Genomic DNA, 14839 nt, shown 5'->3' on the forward strand with positions numbered 1-14839 from the left:
TAGAGGCAACAGAACTAGCGACCGCCCCCGCTATCGACGCCGCCTAAGAGTCCGGCCCGGAATCGGATAGGTAGTTTTATGTCCTTGCCAATCTCCTGGCGAGGAGCTTGATGCTGGCGGCGAAGATCCAAGCGGTTGCGGTGTCGGTTCCGCGTTCGAAGTCCCTGGTGAGGTGCCGATTGCGGCCCAGCCAGGCGAAAGTCCGCTCCACCACCCATCGCTTGGGCAGGATGACGAAGCCTTGGGCGGTATCGGATCGCTTGATGATCTCCAGGGTCCATTCACCCATGGTGGCCAGGGCGGTCTCCAACTTGTCGCCGGCATAGCCGCCATCGGCGAAGACATGCCGCAGCCACGGGAACGCGGCTACGGCCCCTTACGCGACCTGGTCATCAAGGTCAGCATGCAGACCCAGCGCCAGCGCGGGCAGAAAGTCTACTCCCTCCACGCCCCCGAGGTCGAATGCATCGGCAAGGGCAAGGTCCGCGCCCCCTACGAGTTCGGCTGCAAGGTCAGCGTCGCCGTCCCCATCACCAAACCCAAGGGCGGCCTCTTCGTCCTCCACGCCCAGGCCCTGCACACCAACCCCTTCGGCGGGCACACCCTGGCCAAGGCCGTCGCCGACATCAAAGCCAACACTGGACGCGAGCCGGACCGCGTCCACGTCGACAGGGGCTATCGCGGCCATGACCATCCCAACAAGTTCAAGGTCTGGATCACAGGCCAGGTCCGCAGGACTACCGCCTCCATCAAACGAGACCCGAAGGGCAGCGCGGAGCAGCAAGATGAAGCGCCGCGCCGCCATCGAGCCCATCATCGGCCACCTCAAGGCCGAGCACCGCATGGGGCGCAACTACCTCAAGGGGCGCAGCGGGGACCGCATCAACGCCATCCTCGCCGCCGCCGGATTCAACTTCCACCTCCTCGTCAGGTGGCTCAAAGCCCTTTGGCGTGCCTTGCTCAGTGCACTCCAAATCCGAAACGAAATGGCCCTGATCAGCACGTAAGCCAATCAGGGCCATTCTTCACGGACAACTATAGGGCTATGCGCCGATTCGCGCCGAATTATGCGCCGCTCCGCGCAACCTTTGGGCCGCTTCACAACAATCCATCTTGGACGAGGGGGGGCGGTGGGAATCGAACCTGAATTCACCGATTTGAAGTTCATGGGTCACTACGTTTCCAGGACCCGATGCCCTGTCGACTGCTCAGATGGGCCTACCTTCGGGCCTCAGCCCGATGCTGCGACCTAAATAATCCTTTAGTATCAAAGAACTATCCAAAATCCCAAATCGCTTCCGTTCCAGGGGGCACGCGTTTGCGTCGATCCGTTGCTACGAAATGCCATAGGATATGCTTCGAATCGCATAAGAGATGCTGCGATTCACACGGTGGGAATGACCAAGCGCTTCGCCGACTGTCCGCGCCCGGACACTGTCCGATAGCGGACAGGGCGATCAGGGGTCAATTTCAATGAAAACAGCTCTTTAATCGACGGCCCGTCTTTTGCTTACGGCATAGGCTTCATTCCGCAGCCGGGGGAAACCGCTGAATGATCGCCTTGCCGTCCTTCTTGCGCCGCCACGCGCTGGTCACCCTGCTGAACCTGTTCGGGTTGACGGCGGGCATCGCCGGCTTCCTGATGGTCAGTCTGTATGTGGCCGGGGAACTGACGGTGGACCGGGGGTTCACCGGGGCGGACCGGTTGTATCGCGTGGCCAGCACCCTGTCGGTCGGGGGCAACACCTTGCAGCTGGGGGCAACCACGCCGCTGCTGGTGGAACCGCTGGCCCAGGACTTCCCGGAAGTGGAGGCGGTGACACGCACGTCGGAGGAAGAAGTGGAGGTGCGCGAGGGCGACCGGGTCTTCGACGTGCCGCTGCTGTGGGCCGACCCCAACCTGTTGCGGGTGCTGGACTATCCCCTGGCGCGGGGCGATGCCGCCACGGCGTTGGCGCGGCCCGATGGCTTCGTGGTGACGCGGGAACTGGCCCGTACCCTGTTCGGCGACGCCGACCCCATGGGCCGTACCGTCCAGGCGCCGGAGGGCCAGTTGCTGACCGTCACCGGCGTGCTGGCGCCGCTGGCGGAAACCCACCTGAAGTTCAGCGGCATCGTCGCCGATGCCGGTCGGGGCCTCAAGAACTGGGCCCATATGGCGGGGGAGCAGTGGAGCCATATCGGCGAGACCGCCGTCTACGCCCGCCTGGCGCCCGGTGCGTCGGCCGCCGCGGTGACGGCGCGCTTCGCGGATTTCGTGAAGCGCCGCGCCGTGCTGAGCCAACTGCCGGAGGATGTACGCGACGGCTTCCTGACCCTGCGGCTGGACCCGGTGCCGGCCATCCATCTGCGCATCAAGACCTTCAACCAGGCCAAGCCCGGCGGTGACGTCGGCACCCTGGGCATCCTGTCGGCCGCCGCCCTGCTGATCCTGGGCGTGGCCATCGCCAACTACACCAACCTGGCCACGGCCCAGGCCATCCACCGGGCGCGCGAGGTCGGCATCCGCAAGCTGGCCGGCGCCCGGCGCTGGCAGCTGGTGGCCCTGTTCACGGGGGAGTCCGTGGCGCTGGCCATTGCCGGTACCCTGGCGGCCCTGGCGGTGGTGGAGGTGCTGCTGCCCCCCTTCCAGGCGCTGGTGGGCCGGCCGCTGAGCTTTTCCCTGCCGCGCGACGGCGGCTTCCTGGCCCTGATCCTGGCCACGCCGCTGGTGGTGGGGCTGCTGGGCGGGCTCTATCCCGCCTTGGTGCTGTCCGGCTACCGCCCGGCGGAGGTGCTGAAGGGCGGCGCGGCGCCAGCCGCCGGCCGCCTGCGCGCCATGCTGGTGGTGGCGCAGTTCGCCATCTCCATAGCCCTGATCATCGCCACGGTGACGGTGCTGCGCCAGGTGGCGCACGCCCGCACCGCCGCCTTGGGCTTCATGCCGGAAAACCTGTACATCGTCAGCCAGTTGCCCCACGACGTCCAGCGCGCGGCCACCATGAAGACAGAGCTGGCGAGGGTGCCCGGTATCCGGGGCTCGGCTTTCAGCAGCCTGGTCCCCGCCGACATCAGCCAGTTCATGACCCAGCTCACGGTGCCCGGCGATGCCCATGGCGCCACGCCGGGCAAGGCCTTCATGCCGGAGTTCTCGGCGGACCCCGACTTCATCACGACCTATGGCCTGGATCTCAAGGCGGGCGTGGCCCAGCCGCCCGGCTGGCGCCCGGCGGCGGACGGCGGGCGGCGCTATGTCTGGCTGACCGAGGCGGCGGCCCGGCGGCTGGGGTACGCCCATCCCACGGACGCCGTGGGCGACCGCTACACCGATGAGGAGGATCACCCGGTCGAGGTCGCGGGCGTGCTGGGCAATATCCGTTTCCGCACCGCCCGCGACGCGGATGAGGCGCTGATGTTCTCCATCGGCGCCACCGGCGGCTTCCTGACCATCCGTCTGGCCGCCGGCGATCCCCGCCCGGCCCTGGCCGCCATCAACGCCCTGGTGGACCAGCTGTATCCCGAGGCGCGCCGCGCGCCGCGCGGCTTCGCCGACGATAGGCTGGAGGCCCAGTACCGGACGGAGGAGCGCCAGGCCAAGGTCTTCGCCATCTTCAGCGCGCTGGCCATCGTGCTGGCCAACCTGGGCCTGTTCGGCCTGACGGCGCTGGCGGCGGCGCGCCGTACCAAGGAGATCGGCATCCGCCGCGTGGTGGGCGCCCGGGCGCGCGACATCGCCTGGCTGATGGTGTGGCAGTTCGCGCGGCCGGTGCTGCTGGCCAACCTGGTGGCCTGGCCCGTGGCCTGGTGGGGGCTGCATCGCTGGCTGGGGCAGTTCACCGTGCGGGTGGACCAGGGGCCGGGCACCTACCTGGCCGCCGGGGCCGCCGCCCTGGCCGTGGCGCTGGCCACCGTGGCCGTCCACGTCATCCGCGTGACCCAGGCGCCGCCCGCCAGCGCCCTGCGGTACGAATGAGGGGGAAAGTCCGATGCCGATGTTCGCCTTTTCCCGCATCCTGCGCCGGCAGGCGTTGTCCACTCTGCTGAACCTGCTGGGTCTGGCCGTGGGAATCGCCGCCTTCCTGCTGGTCAGCCTCTATGTGGCGGAAGAGGGGACGGTGGACCGGGGCTTCACTCACGCCGACCGCCTCTACCGCGTGGGCAGCCAGCTGAACGTGGGCGGCCAGTCCATCAAGCTGACCTTCGCCCCGGATGACGTGGCCGGGTCTCTGAAGCAGGAGGTGCCGGAGGTCGAGGCCATCACCCGTATCGAGCAGGATCGGGTGATGCTGGGGACCGCCACCCGCTACTTTGAACAGCGGGTGCTGTGGGCGGATCCGGATTTCCTGCGCCTGCTGGATTACCCATTGGAACGGGGCGATCCCGCCCAGGCGCTGGCCCGGCCCGACGGCGTGGTGGTGACCCGGGACCTGGCCCGCACGCTGTTCGGCGACGCCGACCCCATGGGCCGTACGATCGAGGTGCGGCACGGGCCGGCCCTCACCGTCACCGGCATCCTGGCGCCGCTGGGGCAAAGCCATCTGGTCTTCACCGCCATCGCCGCCGAGGCCGCGCGGGGGAGAAGTCCTGGGCGCATGCAAAACCGCGGGCCTGGTCCGACATCTCGGGTGTCACCACCTACGTCCGCTTGGCGCCGGGGGCGTCGGCGGCGGCCGTGGGCGCGGCGCTGCCGGCGTTCGTCAACCGGCACAACCCGCCCAATCCCGACAAGGCGGGCGGCGGCATGGACAACATGGTCAGCCTGCGGCTGGACCCCGTGCCCGACATCTATCTGCGGGTCAAGGCGCTGGGCGCCCTCGCCGGGGGCGACGTCGGCACCTTGCAGGTCCTGGGCGGCGTCGCCTTGCTGATCCTGGGCATCGCCATCGCCAACTACACCAACATGGCCACGGCCCAGGCCATCACCCGGGCCCGCGAGGTGGGCATCCGCAAGCTGGTGGGCGCCCGCCGCCGGCAGCTGGTCGCCCTGTTCACCGGCGAGGCGGTGCTGCTGGCCGCCATCGGCACGGTGGCCGCCCTGGCGCTCATGGAACTGGCCCGGCCGGCGTTCCAGGGACTGGTGGGCCGCGATGTCTCGTTGGCGCCCCCGACCCGGGGCTGGCTGCTGCCCCTGCTGCTGGCCACGCCCGTCCTGGTGGGTGTGCTCGGCGGCTTCTACCCCGCCCTGGTGCTGTCAGGCTACCGACCGGGGGAGGTGCTGAAAGGCCGCGCCCAGGCGCCGGGCGCCGGCCAGGTGCGGGCCGTGCTGGTGGTGGCGCAGTTCGCGGTGTCCATCGCCCTGATGGTGGCGACCTTCACGGTGCAGCGCCAAGTGGCCCACGTGCAGGCGGCCGGCCTGGGCTATCAGCCGGACAACCTGTACCTGGTCAGCAACCTGCCCGCCGACCTGGCCCGGGCCGCCACCCTGAAGGCGGAGGTCGCGCGCGTGCCCGGCGTGCGTGCCGCCAGCCTGTCCAGCCTGGTGCCCGCCGACCAATCGGAAAGCCTGTCCAGCTTCGACCTGCCGGAGAATACCCGCAGCACCCTGCGCCAGGCGCGGGGCATCGCCAGCTTCACGGCAGACCAGGATTTCTTCGCCACCTACGGCGCGCGCCTGGTGGCCGGCAAGGGCCTGCCCCCCGGTTGGAGGCCGGCCGAGGTGGACGAGGACAAGCCGCGCTATCTCATCCTGACGGAAACGGCGGCGCGGCGCATGGGGTACGCCAAGCCGGAGGATGCGGTGGGCGAGCGCCTGTCCATCAACAGCGAAGACCCCACCGAGGTCGCCGGCGTGGTGGCGGACATGCGGTTCCAATCCGCCCGCCGGGCCGACCTGCCGCTGATGTTCCTGATCAAGGCCAGCGGCCAGCACCTGACCGTGCGTCTGGCCGCGGGCGACCAGCGGGCCACGATGGCGGCGGTGAACGCCGTGGTCGACAAGTTGTACCCCGACGCCGACTCCCTGCGCCGCGCCTTCGCGGATGAGCGGATCGAAAGCCTGTACCAGTCGGAGCGCCGCCAGGCCCGCGTCTTCGCCGCCTTTGGCGGTTTGGCCGTGGTGCTGGCCAATATGGGCCTGTTCGGCCTGACCGCCCTGACGGCGGCCCGGCGCACCAAGGAGATTGGCGTCCGCCGGGTGGTGGGCGCCAAGCTGCCGGACATCATGGGCCTGATGGCTTGGCAATTCACCCGACCCGTCCTGCTGGCCAACCTGGTGGCTTGGCCCATCGCCTGGTGGGCATTACACCAGTGGCTGCTGCAATTCACCGTGCGGGTGGACCAGGCGCCCTTGACCTTCCTGGCCGCCGGCGCTGTCGCCTTGGCCGTGGCGCTGGCCACGGTGGCGGTCCACGTCATCCGCGTCGCCAGCGCCCCGCCGGTGGCGGCGCTGCGGTACGAGTGAGGCGTGCTATCCTGCGCCGATGAGGTAGGGACGGGCGACATGAGCATCACGCACCGCATCGGCGATTGGACCTTTGACGGGGTGGCGCTGCGCCATGCCGATGGGACGGAACGCCGGCTGGAGGACCGCGCCGCGCGGACGCTGGCGGCGCTGTGCGCGCGACGCGGTGAGGTGGTCGGCCGCGACGCCCTGCTGGCCGAGGTCTGGCAGGGCAGGGCCGTCAGCGCCAACAGCGTGGCCGTGGTTATTGGCGACCTGCGCCGCGCCTTGGGCGAGGACGCGGGCGAACCGGCGCACCTGGTCACCGTCGCGCGGCAAGGCTATCGGCTGAATGCCGGGGTGGCGCCGGCACCCCGGTTCCAACGGGGCGTGATCGCGGTTGGCGCGGCGGCAGCGGCGTTGGCCGGCTTGGCCCTTTTCATGGCGGCACCCGGCCCCGTGTCCTGGCGTACCGTGGTCGTGGCGCCCGTCAGCAATGATACCGGCGCCACGGACTACGACCCGCTGTCCCGCGCCTTGGGGGAGGTGGTCACCAACCGCCTGTCCCGCATGGAGGGGGTGGCCGTGACGGCGCCGGGGACCACGGTCCCGGACGGCCTGGCGCTGACACCGCGCCTGATCCTGTGGAACGGCGCGCCTGAGCTGTCGCTGACGGCGACGGACATCGCCACCGGCACGGTCGTGTGGGCCGCCTTCGCCGGCGGCCCGGCGGGCGATCTGGCCAAGGTCACGGCGGCGCGGCTGGATGGCTTGGACGCCCGGCTGCGGCCAGGGCCGCGCGGGTGGATGATGCGGTTTTTTAGCCGGCTTTAGCGTTTCTTTAGTCGGTGAGGCGCCGGACGCCGTGCCAGGCAGGGGCATTCCCAACGACAGGAGGCCCCCATGCGCGCCCCTATCCTTCCCGCTTTCATCCTCAGCCTGTGCCTGGCCCCGGCGGCCCGCGCCGAAGCGTCGGACGAGGCCGGCATCCGCCAGGTGATGGACGCCTTTCACGCCGCCGTGGTCGGTCATGACGGGGCTCGCCTGGCGTCGCTGTTCCTGCCGGACGGGGGCGCCTGGCTGAACGTCCTGACGGACCAGGCCTATGCGTTCGTCGCGGGGGCCAAGCCCAAGGTGCGGGTGGGCAGCCATCGCGACTTCGCCACTTTCGTCTCCACGACCAAATCGGCGCTGGACCCCCGCCATGACAACATCCGCATCGTCAGCGACGGCACCGTGGCCTCGGTCACCTTCGACTTCCACTTCCTCATCGATGGGGTGGAGACCAACCGGGGGATGGAAATGTGGCAGCTGGTGAAGGACGCGGATGGCTGGCGCATCGCCGCCATCACCTACTCCTCCACCCCGAAGGCGCCGTAGAGTGCGATCGCTGCAGATGGGCCCATCTGGAGCGTGAATTGCATGACGAAACAGAAGATTAGCTTAGCCATTCACCAGGCCCAGCAGCAGGGCATTGGTCTCCGCCGGCTTCTCCAGCATGATCTGGTGACCGCAGCGCTCCAGCTCGACATAGGTGGCGTTGGGCAGGCGGCGGGCCAGGTCGCGGGCGCCGGCCGGGGGTGTCAGGCCGTCGTTGGCCCCCGCCACCACGGTGATGGGCAGGGTCAGGGATGACAACGCCGCCGGGTCGGGGTGGGCCGCCTGGCTCATCAGCGCCTTCATCATGAACAGGCTGTTGCCCTTGGTCGCCTGCTCCTCGAACGCGATCAGGGCGGCGTCGGTGTCCGGGTGCCAGGCCAGCGAGCGGAACTTGGCGGAGATGAGGGGGCGGATCCATTCCAGGACGAAGGGCGGCAGCCAGCCTAGCGGGTTGGCGCCCAGCTGGGCGGCCGGGCTGGGCGGGCCCAGCAACAGGGCCGCCGCCACGCGATCCAACTGGCCCTCCGCCGCCAAGTCCTGTAGCAGGCTCAAGGTCAGGCGGCAGCCATAGGAATGGCCAGCCAGGATGAGGCGGCCTTTTCCATGGGTCTCCAGGATCTGGCGGTAGTCGGCCACCAGGTGGCTGCCCTCATAGGCCGCCCAGTCGCGTGGCTGCGGGCTTTGCCCATGGCCGACGAAATCCCAGGCGACGATGCGCACGCCCACCTCCATCAGGGCGGCCCATTGGTGGCGCCACTGGTTCTTGTTGCCGCCGCTGCCATGGCAGAGGAAGACGGTGGTGTCGGCCCGGGCGCCGCCCTCATGCACCAGCAGGCTCAGGGGCGGACGGCCGTCGCGCACCATCACCGTGTCGGGCGTGACCACCAGGCGGGAGGTGGCAAGCGGCAGGGATTCAGCGGTATCCGGCATGGTGTTTCCCGTTGAAGGTACAAGGACGAAGGGCGACTATCCGCGCTGTCGCGGCCGGGATCGTGGATCGGCCGTCTCCGAACCATGAATCAAGCCGTTGGAAAACCGTATCATGCCCGCCACCGGACCGCGTCCCGGATTGCGCAACGCCATCACCGACGTCCCCGGCCTGACGGTGGGCCACGCCACGGATGAGCGGGTGCGCAGCGGCGTCACCATACTGCTGTGCGGCGGGGCCAAGGGGGCCGCCGGCTGGGCCGGTGGCGTGGACGTGCGCGGTGGCGGCCCCGGCACGCGCGAGACCGAGATGCTGGCGGCGGAGAATCTGGTGGGCCGCGCCCATGCCGTGGTCCTGGCCGGCGGGTCCGTTTTCGGGCTGGCGGCGGCGGATGGGGTGGCGGCCGTGCTGTCGCGGCGCGGGATGGGCCTGACCCTGCGGCCCGGCACGCCCGCCGTGCCCCTGGTGCCGGCCGCCGTGCTCTATGACCTGGCCAATGGCGGCGACAAGGACTGGGGCCTGGCGCCGCCCTACCGTGACCTGGGGATGCGCGCGGTGGAGGCCGCCGGCCTGGACGTGCCCCAGGGCGCCCTGGGCGCCGGGCGTGGCGCCATGGCCGGGCTGGTCCCCGGCGGCGTCGGTACCGCCTCCATCGACCTGGGCGACGGCCTGGTGGTGGGCGCCCTGGTGGCGGCCAACCCCCTGGGCTCGGTCTTCATGCCCGATGGCCGCACCTATTGGGCCTGGCCCTTCGAGATCGATGGCGAGTTCGGCGGCCGGACGCCCCAGGGCCCCATGGACGCCAGCGATCCGGTGCCGGACCTGTCGCGGCTGGGCGTGCACCGCCAGCCCACGGCGGGCGCCAACACCACCATCGCCGTGGTGGCCGCCTCCGCCGACCTCAGCACGGCGGAATGCAAGCGGGTGGCGATGATGGCGCAGGACGGCATCGCCCGCGCGGCGCGCCCGGCCCACACGCCCTTCGACGGCGACACCGTGTTCGCCGTGGCGCGGGGACCGGCCCTGTCGGCGGACGTCGGCAGCCGCTGGGCCCAGGTGGCGCGCATCGGCTCCGCCGCCGCCGACTGCCTGGCCCGCGCCATCGCCCGCGCGGTGTATCATGCGGGGGACGGTCAAGGGGGGAGGACGGCCATCAGGCGACGTGAGCGGCCAGGGTGGGCGTGGCCGCCAGCAGGCTGGCGGTATAGGGATGCCGGGGTTGGCTCAGCACCTGCAGGGTCGGCCCTTCCTCGACGATGCGGCCGTCGCGCATGACCAGCAGCCGGTCGGTCAGGGCCCGCACCACCGCCAGGTCGTGCGACACCACCAGATAGGCCAGGCCTAGGTGCCGCGACAGGTCGGCCAGCAGGTCCAGGATCTGGGCGCGAGTCAGCACGTCCAGGGCCGATGTCGCCTCATCCAGGGCGATCAGGTCGGGCTGTACCGCCAGGGCGCGGGCGATGGCGATGCGCTGGCGCTGACCGCCGGAGAATTCGTGTGGGTAACGGTCGGCATCCGCCGGCGCCAAGCCCACCTGGGTCAGCAGTTCCTCCACCCGCGCCCGCCGCAGCGCGGGCGTAAGCGGCGCGTCCAGCAGGGCCAGGGGCTCGGCCACCACCCGCTCCACCCGCCAGCGGGGGTCGAAGCTGCCCACCGGGTCCTGGTACACCATCTGGACGTGGCGGCGCAGGCGGCGGCGGGCGGCTTCACCGGCCGCCAACCAGGGCTGGTCCAGCAGGCGTACAGCGCCCGCCTGCGGCGCGTCCGCCGCCAGCAGGGTGCGCAACAGCGTGGACTTGCCCGACCCGGACTCGCCCACGATGCCCACGCTTTCGCCCCGGTGCACGGCCAGGCTGACCTGGTCCACGGCGCGCAGGTGCGCCGGCTTGGACCACCAGCCGGCACGGGGCAGGGGGTAGTCGCGCACGATGCCCTCGGCGACCAAAAGGGGCGGCTGCGCGGGTGGCGGCGGGACGTCCGGCCGCTGCCGCGCCGGCTGCGTGGCCGCCAGCAGGCGGCGGGTGTAGGGATGCGCTGGTGCTGTGAAGACGGTCGCGGGGGGGCCCGCCTCCACCACCGCGCCCTCATGCAGCACCACCACGCGGTCGGCCACGCGCGACACCAGGGCCAGGTCGTGGCTGATCAGCAGCAGGCCCAGGCCGTCCTGCCGCACCAGATCCACCAGCAGGTCCAGGATGCGGGCCTGGGTGGTCACGTCCAGGGCGGTGGTGGGTTCATCCGCGATCAGCAACTTGGGCTTCAGCGCGATGGCCGCCGCGATGGCCACCCGCTGGCGCTGGCCGCCGGACAGTTCATGCGGGCGCCGGCCGCGGGGGAAGCGATCGGCGGGCAGGCCCACACGAGTCAGCATGGTGTCGGCGATGCGCGCCGCCTCGGCCCGGCTGGCCATGCCGTGCACCCGTACCGTCTCCGCCACCTGGGTGCCGATGGACAGTACGGGGTTCAGCGCCGTCATCGGTTCCTGGAACACCAGGCCCACGTCGCGGCCGCGCACGGCGTTCATCTGCCGCTCGGTCAGGGTGGTCAGCTCCCGCCCGTCCAGGCGGATGCTGCCCCGGGTGCGGGCGCCGGCGGGTGTCAGGCCCAGCACCGACAGGGCGGTCATGGACTTGCCGGAGCCCGACGCTCCCACCAGGGCCACGATCCGCCCCGGGTCCACCGTCAGCGACACGGCATCCAGGATGGTGCGGCCGTCGATGGCCAGGCTGACGTCGCGGATGTCCAGCAGCGCCATGGCTCACCCCTCCCGCTTGGGGTTCAGGCGGCCGCGCAGGCCCTCGCCCAGCAGGTTGAAGCCCAGCACGGCGGCCACCACGGCCAGGCCGGGGAACAGCACCAGCCAGGGCGCCTGGCCTGCCAGGGTCTGGCTGTCCGCGAGCATGCGGCCCCAGCTGGGCTGCGGCGCCTGGGTGCCCAGGCCGACGAAGGACAGGCCGGCGTCGGCGATGATGCCCAGCGACAGCTGGATGGTGGCCTGGACCAGCAGCAGGCCGGCGATGTTGGGCAGCACGTGCTCCGCTGAGATGCGGCCGCCGCCCTTCCCGGCCAGGCGGGCGGCCAAGGTGTAGTCCCGCGCCCAGACGCCCAGGGCCGCCCCCCGCGCCACCTTGGCGAAGACGGGGATGTTGAATAGGCCGATGGCGGCGATGGCGTCCACCGCCCCCGGGCCGCACAGGGCCGCGATCAACACGGCGGTGATCAGGGCGGGGAAGGCGAAGACCACGTCGCTGCCGCGCATCGCCACCTCCTCCACCCAGCCGCGCCGGCCCGCCGCCAGCAGGCCCAGGGGCATGCCGAATCCCGCGCCCACGCCCACGGCGGTCAGGGCCACGCCCAGGGCGCTGCGCGCGCCCGCCAGCACGTGGGAAAAGACGTCGCGGCCATAGGCGTCGGTGCCGAACCAATGGGCGTCGGACGGTGCCGCCAGCCGCCCGGCGACATTGATGGCCGTCGGGTCGTAGGGCGTCCAGACCAGCGACAGCAGCGCCGCCACCACCACTAGGCCGGTCAGCGCCAGGCCGGCGGCCAGGGCCCTGGAATGGCGACCGCCGTCGGACGCCGCCTCCAGCGTGATCATGACGGTCATGGACGCCGTCCCCGTGTCAGGCGCGGATCCACCGCGGCGTTGGCCAGATCGACCAGGAAGGTGACCACCACCACGGCGAACACCAGGCCGACGGTGACGCCCTGCACCACGATCAGGTCGCGCTGGGCCACGGCCTGGAACACCAGGCGGCCCAGTCCGGGCAGGAAGAACACGTTCTCGATGATGATGCCCCCGGCCAGCAGGAAGGAGAACTGCATGCCCAGGATGGTCAGCGCCGGTACCAGGGCGTTGGGCAGGGCGTGGCGCAGCAGGGCCTGGGCCAGGCTCAGGCCCTTGGCGCGGGCGGTGCGGATATAGTCCTGCCCCATCTGCTCCACCAGCTCGCCGCGCAACACCCGCGCCAGGATGCCGGCCTGTGGGGCCGCCAGGGCGATGGCCGGCAGGGTCAGGGCCTTGCATGCCGGCAGCAGGCCACCGCCCCAGCCGGGGAAGCCGCCGGCGGCGAACCAGTGCAGGCCGGCGGCGAAGACCAGGGCCAGCACGGTGCCGGCCCAGAAGTTGGGCACGGCGATCAGCAGCTGCGCCACGCCGTTCAGCACGGCATCCACCACGCCGCCCCGCCGCCCGCGCACGGCGCCCAGCGCCGCCAGGGTGCCCAGGGTGAAGGCCAGCAGGGTGGACAGCAGCACGGCGTACAGCGTCAGGGGCAGGGTCACGGCCAGCCGTTCCGCCATCAGCCGGCCGACATCGACGCGGTAGGTGTAGCTGAGGCCGAAATCGCCCCGCAGCAGGCCGGCCAGCCAGGCCAGGTAGCGCTGCGGCGCCGGCACGTCCAGGCCCATCTGGTGGCGCAGCACGGCCAGGGCGGCCGGGTCGGCGCTCAGGCCCATCATCACCCGGGCGGGATCGCCGGGGATGACCTGCAACACCAGGAAGATGGCCAGGCTGGCGGCCAGCAGGGTCAGCAGCAGCACGGCCAGCCGGCCGGCGACATAGCGCGGGCCCGCCTTGGCGGCGGCCGGGGCCACGGCGCCCAGCACGACCAAGCCCAGCAGCCAGGCCAGCCCCCCGGCGCCGGACAGGCCGCCACCGGTGCCGCTGCTTCCGCCCGCCTCGTCGAAGCGCGCCGTGGCCAGGTCCACCAGCTGCACCGGCGTGGGCAGCCAGATGTCGCGCAGGCGTGCGTCCCACACCCCGAAATAGGGGTATTCGAACAGGAAGACGTTGACGGCGTCGTCGGCCAGGGTGCGCTGGATGTCGCCCAGCAGGGCCAGGCGCCGCGCCGGGTCCACCGTGGCGTCCAACTGGGCCAGCAGCGCCTTGTAGGCCGGGTTGCGATAGCCGAAATAGTAATCGTCACGGCCGTAGATGTCGTAATCCATGGGCTCGACATGGGCGACGATGGTCATGTCGAAGTCATGGCCGCCATAGACCTGGGAAATCCAAGTGGCCCATTCCACGTCCTGCAGCACCACATGCACCCCGGCCTCGCCCAGCTGGGCGGCGATGATCTCCGCGGCGCGCTTGGCATAGGGCAGGGGCAGTACGCGCAGGGTGGCGGTGAAGCCGTGCGGATAGCCGGCCTGCGCCAGCAGGGCCTTGGCCTTGGCCAGGTCGTGGGGGTAGAGGCCGGTCAGGTCGACATAGCCGGCGTTCTGCGGCGGATAGTGGCTGCCGATGGGGTCGCCATAGCCGAACATGGCGCCCTGGATGATGGCCTGGCGGTCGATGGCGTGCGACAGGGCCCGGCGCACCAGCACATTGTCGAAGGGCGGGCGCCGGTTGTTCAGGGCCAGCAGCGTTTCCCCCTCCGACGGGGCGACGTCGACGGTGTAGCGGGGGTCGGCCTTCAGCGCGGCGATGGCCTCCGGCGCCGGGAAGGCGGGGAAGCCCTGGATGTCGCCGGCCTTCAGTGCCGCCGTGGCCGCCGCCGGGTCGGCGATGAAGCGGTAGGTGACGCTGGCCAGGTGGGGGGCCGCCCCCCAATAGGCCGGGTTGCGCGCCAGGGTGACGGCGTTGCCCCGTTGCCAGTCGGCCACGGTGTAGGGGCCGGTGCCCACCGGGTGGGTGACGTTGCCGGCGGCGCTGGCGGGGGACACCATGACGGCCGCCGGCCAGCCCAGCACCTGCATCAGGCTGCCATAGGGCGCCTTCAGGCGGATGGCCGCCGTCAGCGGGTCGATGACGTCGACATGGTCGATGTGCGACAGCGCCACCTTCTGCGGGTTGGTGCTGCCCGGCGCGATGGCGCGCTCAAGCGAGAACTTGACCGTTTCAGCATCGAAACCAGTTCCGTCCTGGAAGCGCACGCCCGCCCGCAGGTGGAAGGTGTAGGTCAGGCCGTCCGGCGCCACCGTCCAGTCGGTGGCCAGCAGGGGCTGTACCGTGCCGCCGACGCCCAGGTGCACCAGCCCCTCGAACACCGTGGGGAAGACCACGGCGGGGATGGCGGCCGAGGCCTCCGCCGTCGGGTCCAGGCCCGGCGGCTCCAGCTGCAGGCCCAGGGTCAGGCTGTCGCGCGCGGCGGCCAGGGGCGCCACGGCCAGGGCCGCCAGTACAACTGCCGATTTAACCAGGCGTGTGAGGAAGGTCGTCCAAGCCATTG

Annotated in this window: 9 protein-coding genes and 3 pseudogenes; 7 read left to right on the forward strand and 5 right to left on the reverse strand. The window is 71.0% G+C overall.

Going from position 1 to position 14839, the window contains the following annotated elements:
* Positions 1 to 76: 76 nt before the first annotated feature.
* Positions 77 to 361 (reverse strand): annotated as a pseudogene (locus UAJ10_RS02280) (transposase); the annotation flags it as partial.
* Between UAJ10_RS02280 and UAJ10_RS02285 the strand changes: the two are divergent.
* The 6 genes and pseudogenes from UAJ10_RS02285 to UAJ10_RS02310 all read left to right on the forward strand — a co-directional run.
* A pseudogene (locus UAJ10_RS02285) lies at positions 359 to 1007 on the forward strand (transposase family protein); the annotation flags it as partial. The pseudogenes UAJ10_RS02280 and UAJ10_RS02285 overlap by 3 nt on opposite strands.
* 545 nt (positions 1008 to 1552) lie before the next feature.
* Positions 1553 to 3952, forward strand: a complete 2400-nt coding sequence (locus UAJ10_RS02290) for an ABC transporter permease (protein WP_322913751.1) — start codon at positions 1553 to 1555, stop codon at positions 3950 to 3952.
* Positions 3953 to 3965: 13 nt separating this feature from the next.
* Positions 3966 to 4847: an ABC transporter permease gene (locus tag UAJ10_RS02295; protein WP_322913752.1), complete on the forward strand. Its 882-nt coding sequence runs from the start codon at positions 3966 to 3968 to the stop codon at positions 4845 to 4847.
* On the forward strand, positions 4730 to 6379 hold the full coding sequence (locus UAJ10_RS02300; protein WP_322914487.1) for an FtsX-like permease family protein: 1650 nt from the start codon (positions 4730 to 4732) through the stop codon (positions 6377 to 6379). The genes UAJ10_RS02295 and UAJ10_RS02300 overlap by 118 nt, the downstream gene beginning before the upstream one ends.
* Before the next feature lie 39 nt (positions 6380 to 6418).
* Positions 6419 to 7192 (forward strand): winged helix-turn-helix domain-containing protein, encoded by a 774-nt coding sequence (locus UAJ10_RS02305; RefSeq protein WP_322913753.1) that lies wholly within the window; start codon positions 6419 to 6421, stop codon positions 7190 to 7192.
* 69 nt (positions 7193 to 7261) lie between these two features.
* Positions 7262 to 7738: a YybH family protein gene (locus UAJ10_RS02310; RefSeq protein ID WP_322913754.1), complete on the forward strand. Its 477-nt coding sequence runs from the start codon at positions 7262 to 7264 to the stop codon at positions 7736 to 7738.
* A gap of 63 nt (positions 7739 to 7801) precedes the next feature.
* Here UAJ10_RS02310 and UAJ10_RS02315 read toward each other — a convergent pair whose 3' ends face one another.
* Positions 7802 to 8668, reverse strand: coding sequence for an alpha/beta fold hydrolase (locus UAJ10_RS02315; RefSeq protein WP_322913755.1), 867 nt, complete (start codon positions 8666 to 8668; stop codon positions 7802 to 7804).
* Between the two features lie 112 nt (positions 8669 to 8780).
* Between UAJ10_RS02315 and UAJ10_RS02320 the strand changes: the two are divergent.
* Positions 8781 to 9794: pseudogene (locus tag UAJ10_RS02320) on the forward strand (P1 family peptidase); the annotation flags it as partial.
* Between the two features lie 25 nt (positions 9795 to 9819).
* On the opposite strand, the gene UAJ10_RS02325 reads toward UAJ10_RS02320, so the two are convergent.
* From UAJ10_RS02325 to UAJ10_RS02335, 3 genes are read right to left on the reverse strand one after another with little or no spacing between them, the layout of a single operon-like run.
* Positions 9820 to 11421: an ABC transporter ATP-binding protein gene (locus UAJ10_RS02325; RefSeq protein WP_322913756.1), complete on the reverse strand. Its 1602-nt coding sequence runs from the start codon at positions 11419 to 11421 to the stop codon at positions 9820 to 9822.
* Between the two features lie 3 nt (positions 11422 to 11424).
* Entirely contained in the window at positions 11425 to 12273 is an 849-nt protein-coding gene (locus tag UAJ10_RS02330; RefSeq protein ID WP_322913757.1) for an ABC transporter permease, read from the reverse strand.
* A complete protein-coding gene (locus tag UAJ10_RS02335; protein WP_322913758.1) occupies positions 12270 to 14837 on the reverse strand; it encodes an ABC transporter substrate-binding protein in 2568 nt (855 codons plus the stop codon). The genes UAJ10_RS02330 and UAJ10_RS02335 overlap by 4 nt, the downstream gene beginning before the upstream one ends.
* Positions 14838 to 14839: the final 2 nt, after the last annotated feature.

This window comes from Nitrospirillum guaranorum, from assembly GCF_034653275.1.
In the GTDB taxonomy this organism is placed as follows: domain Bacteria; phylum Pseudomonadota; class Alphaproteobacteria; order Azospirillales; family Azospirillaceae; genus Nitrospirillum.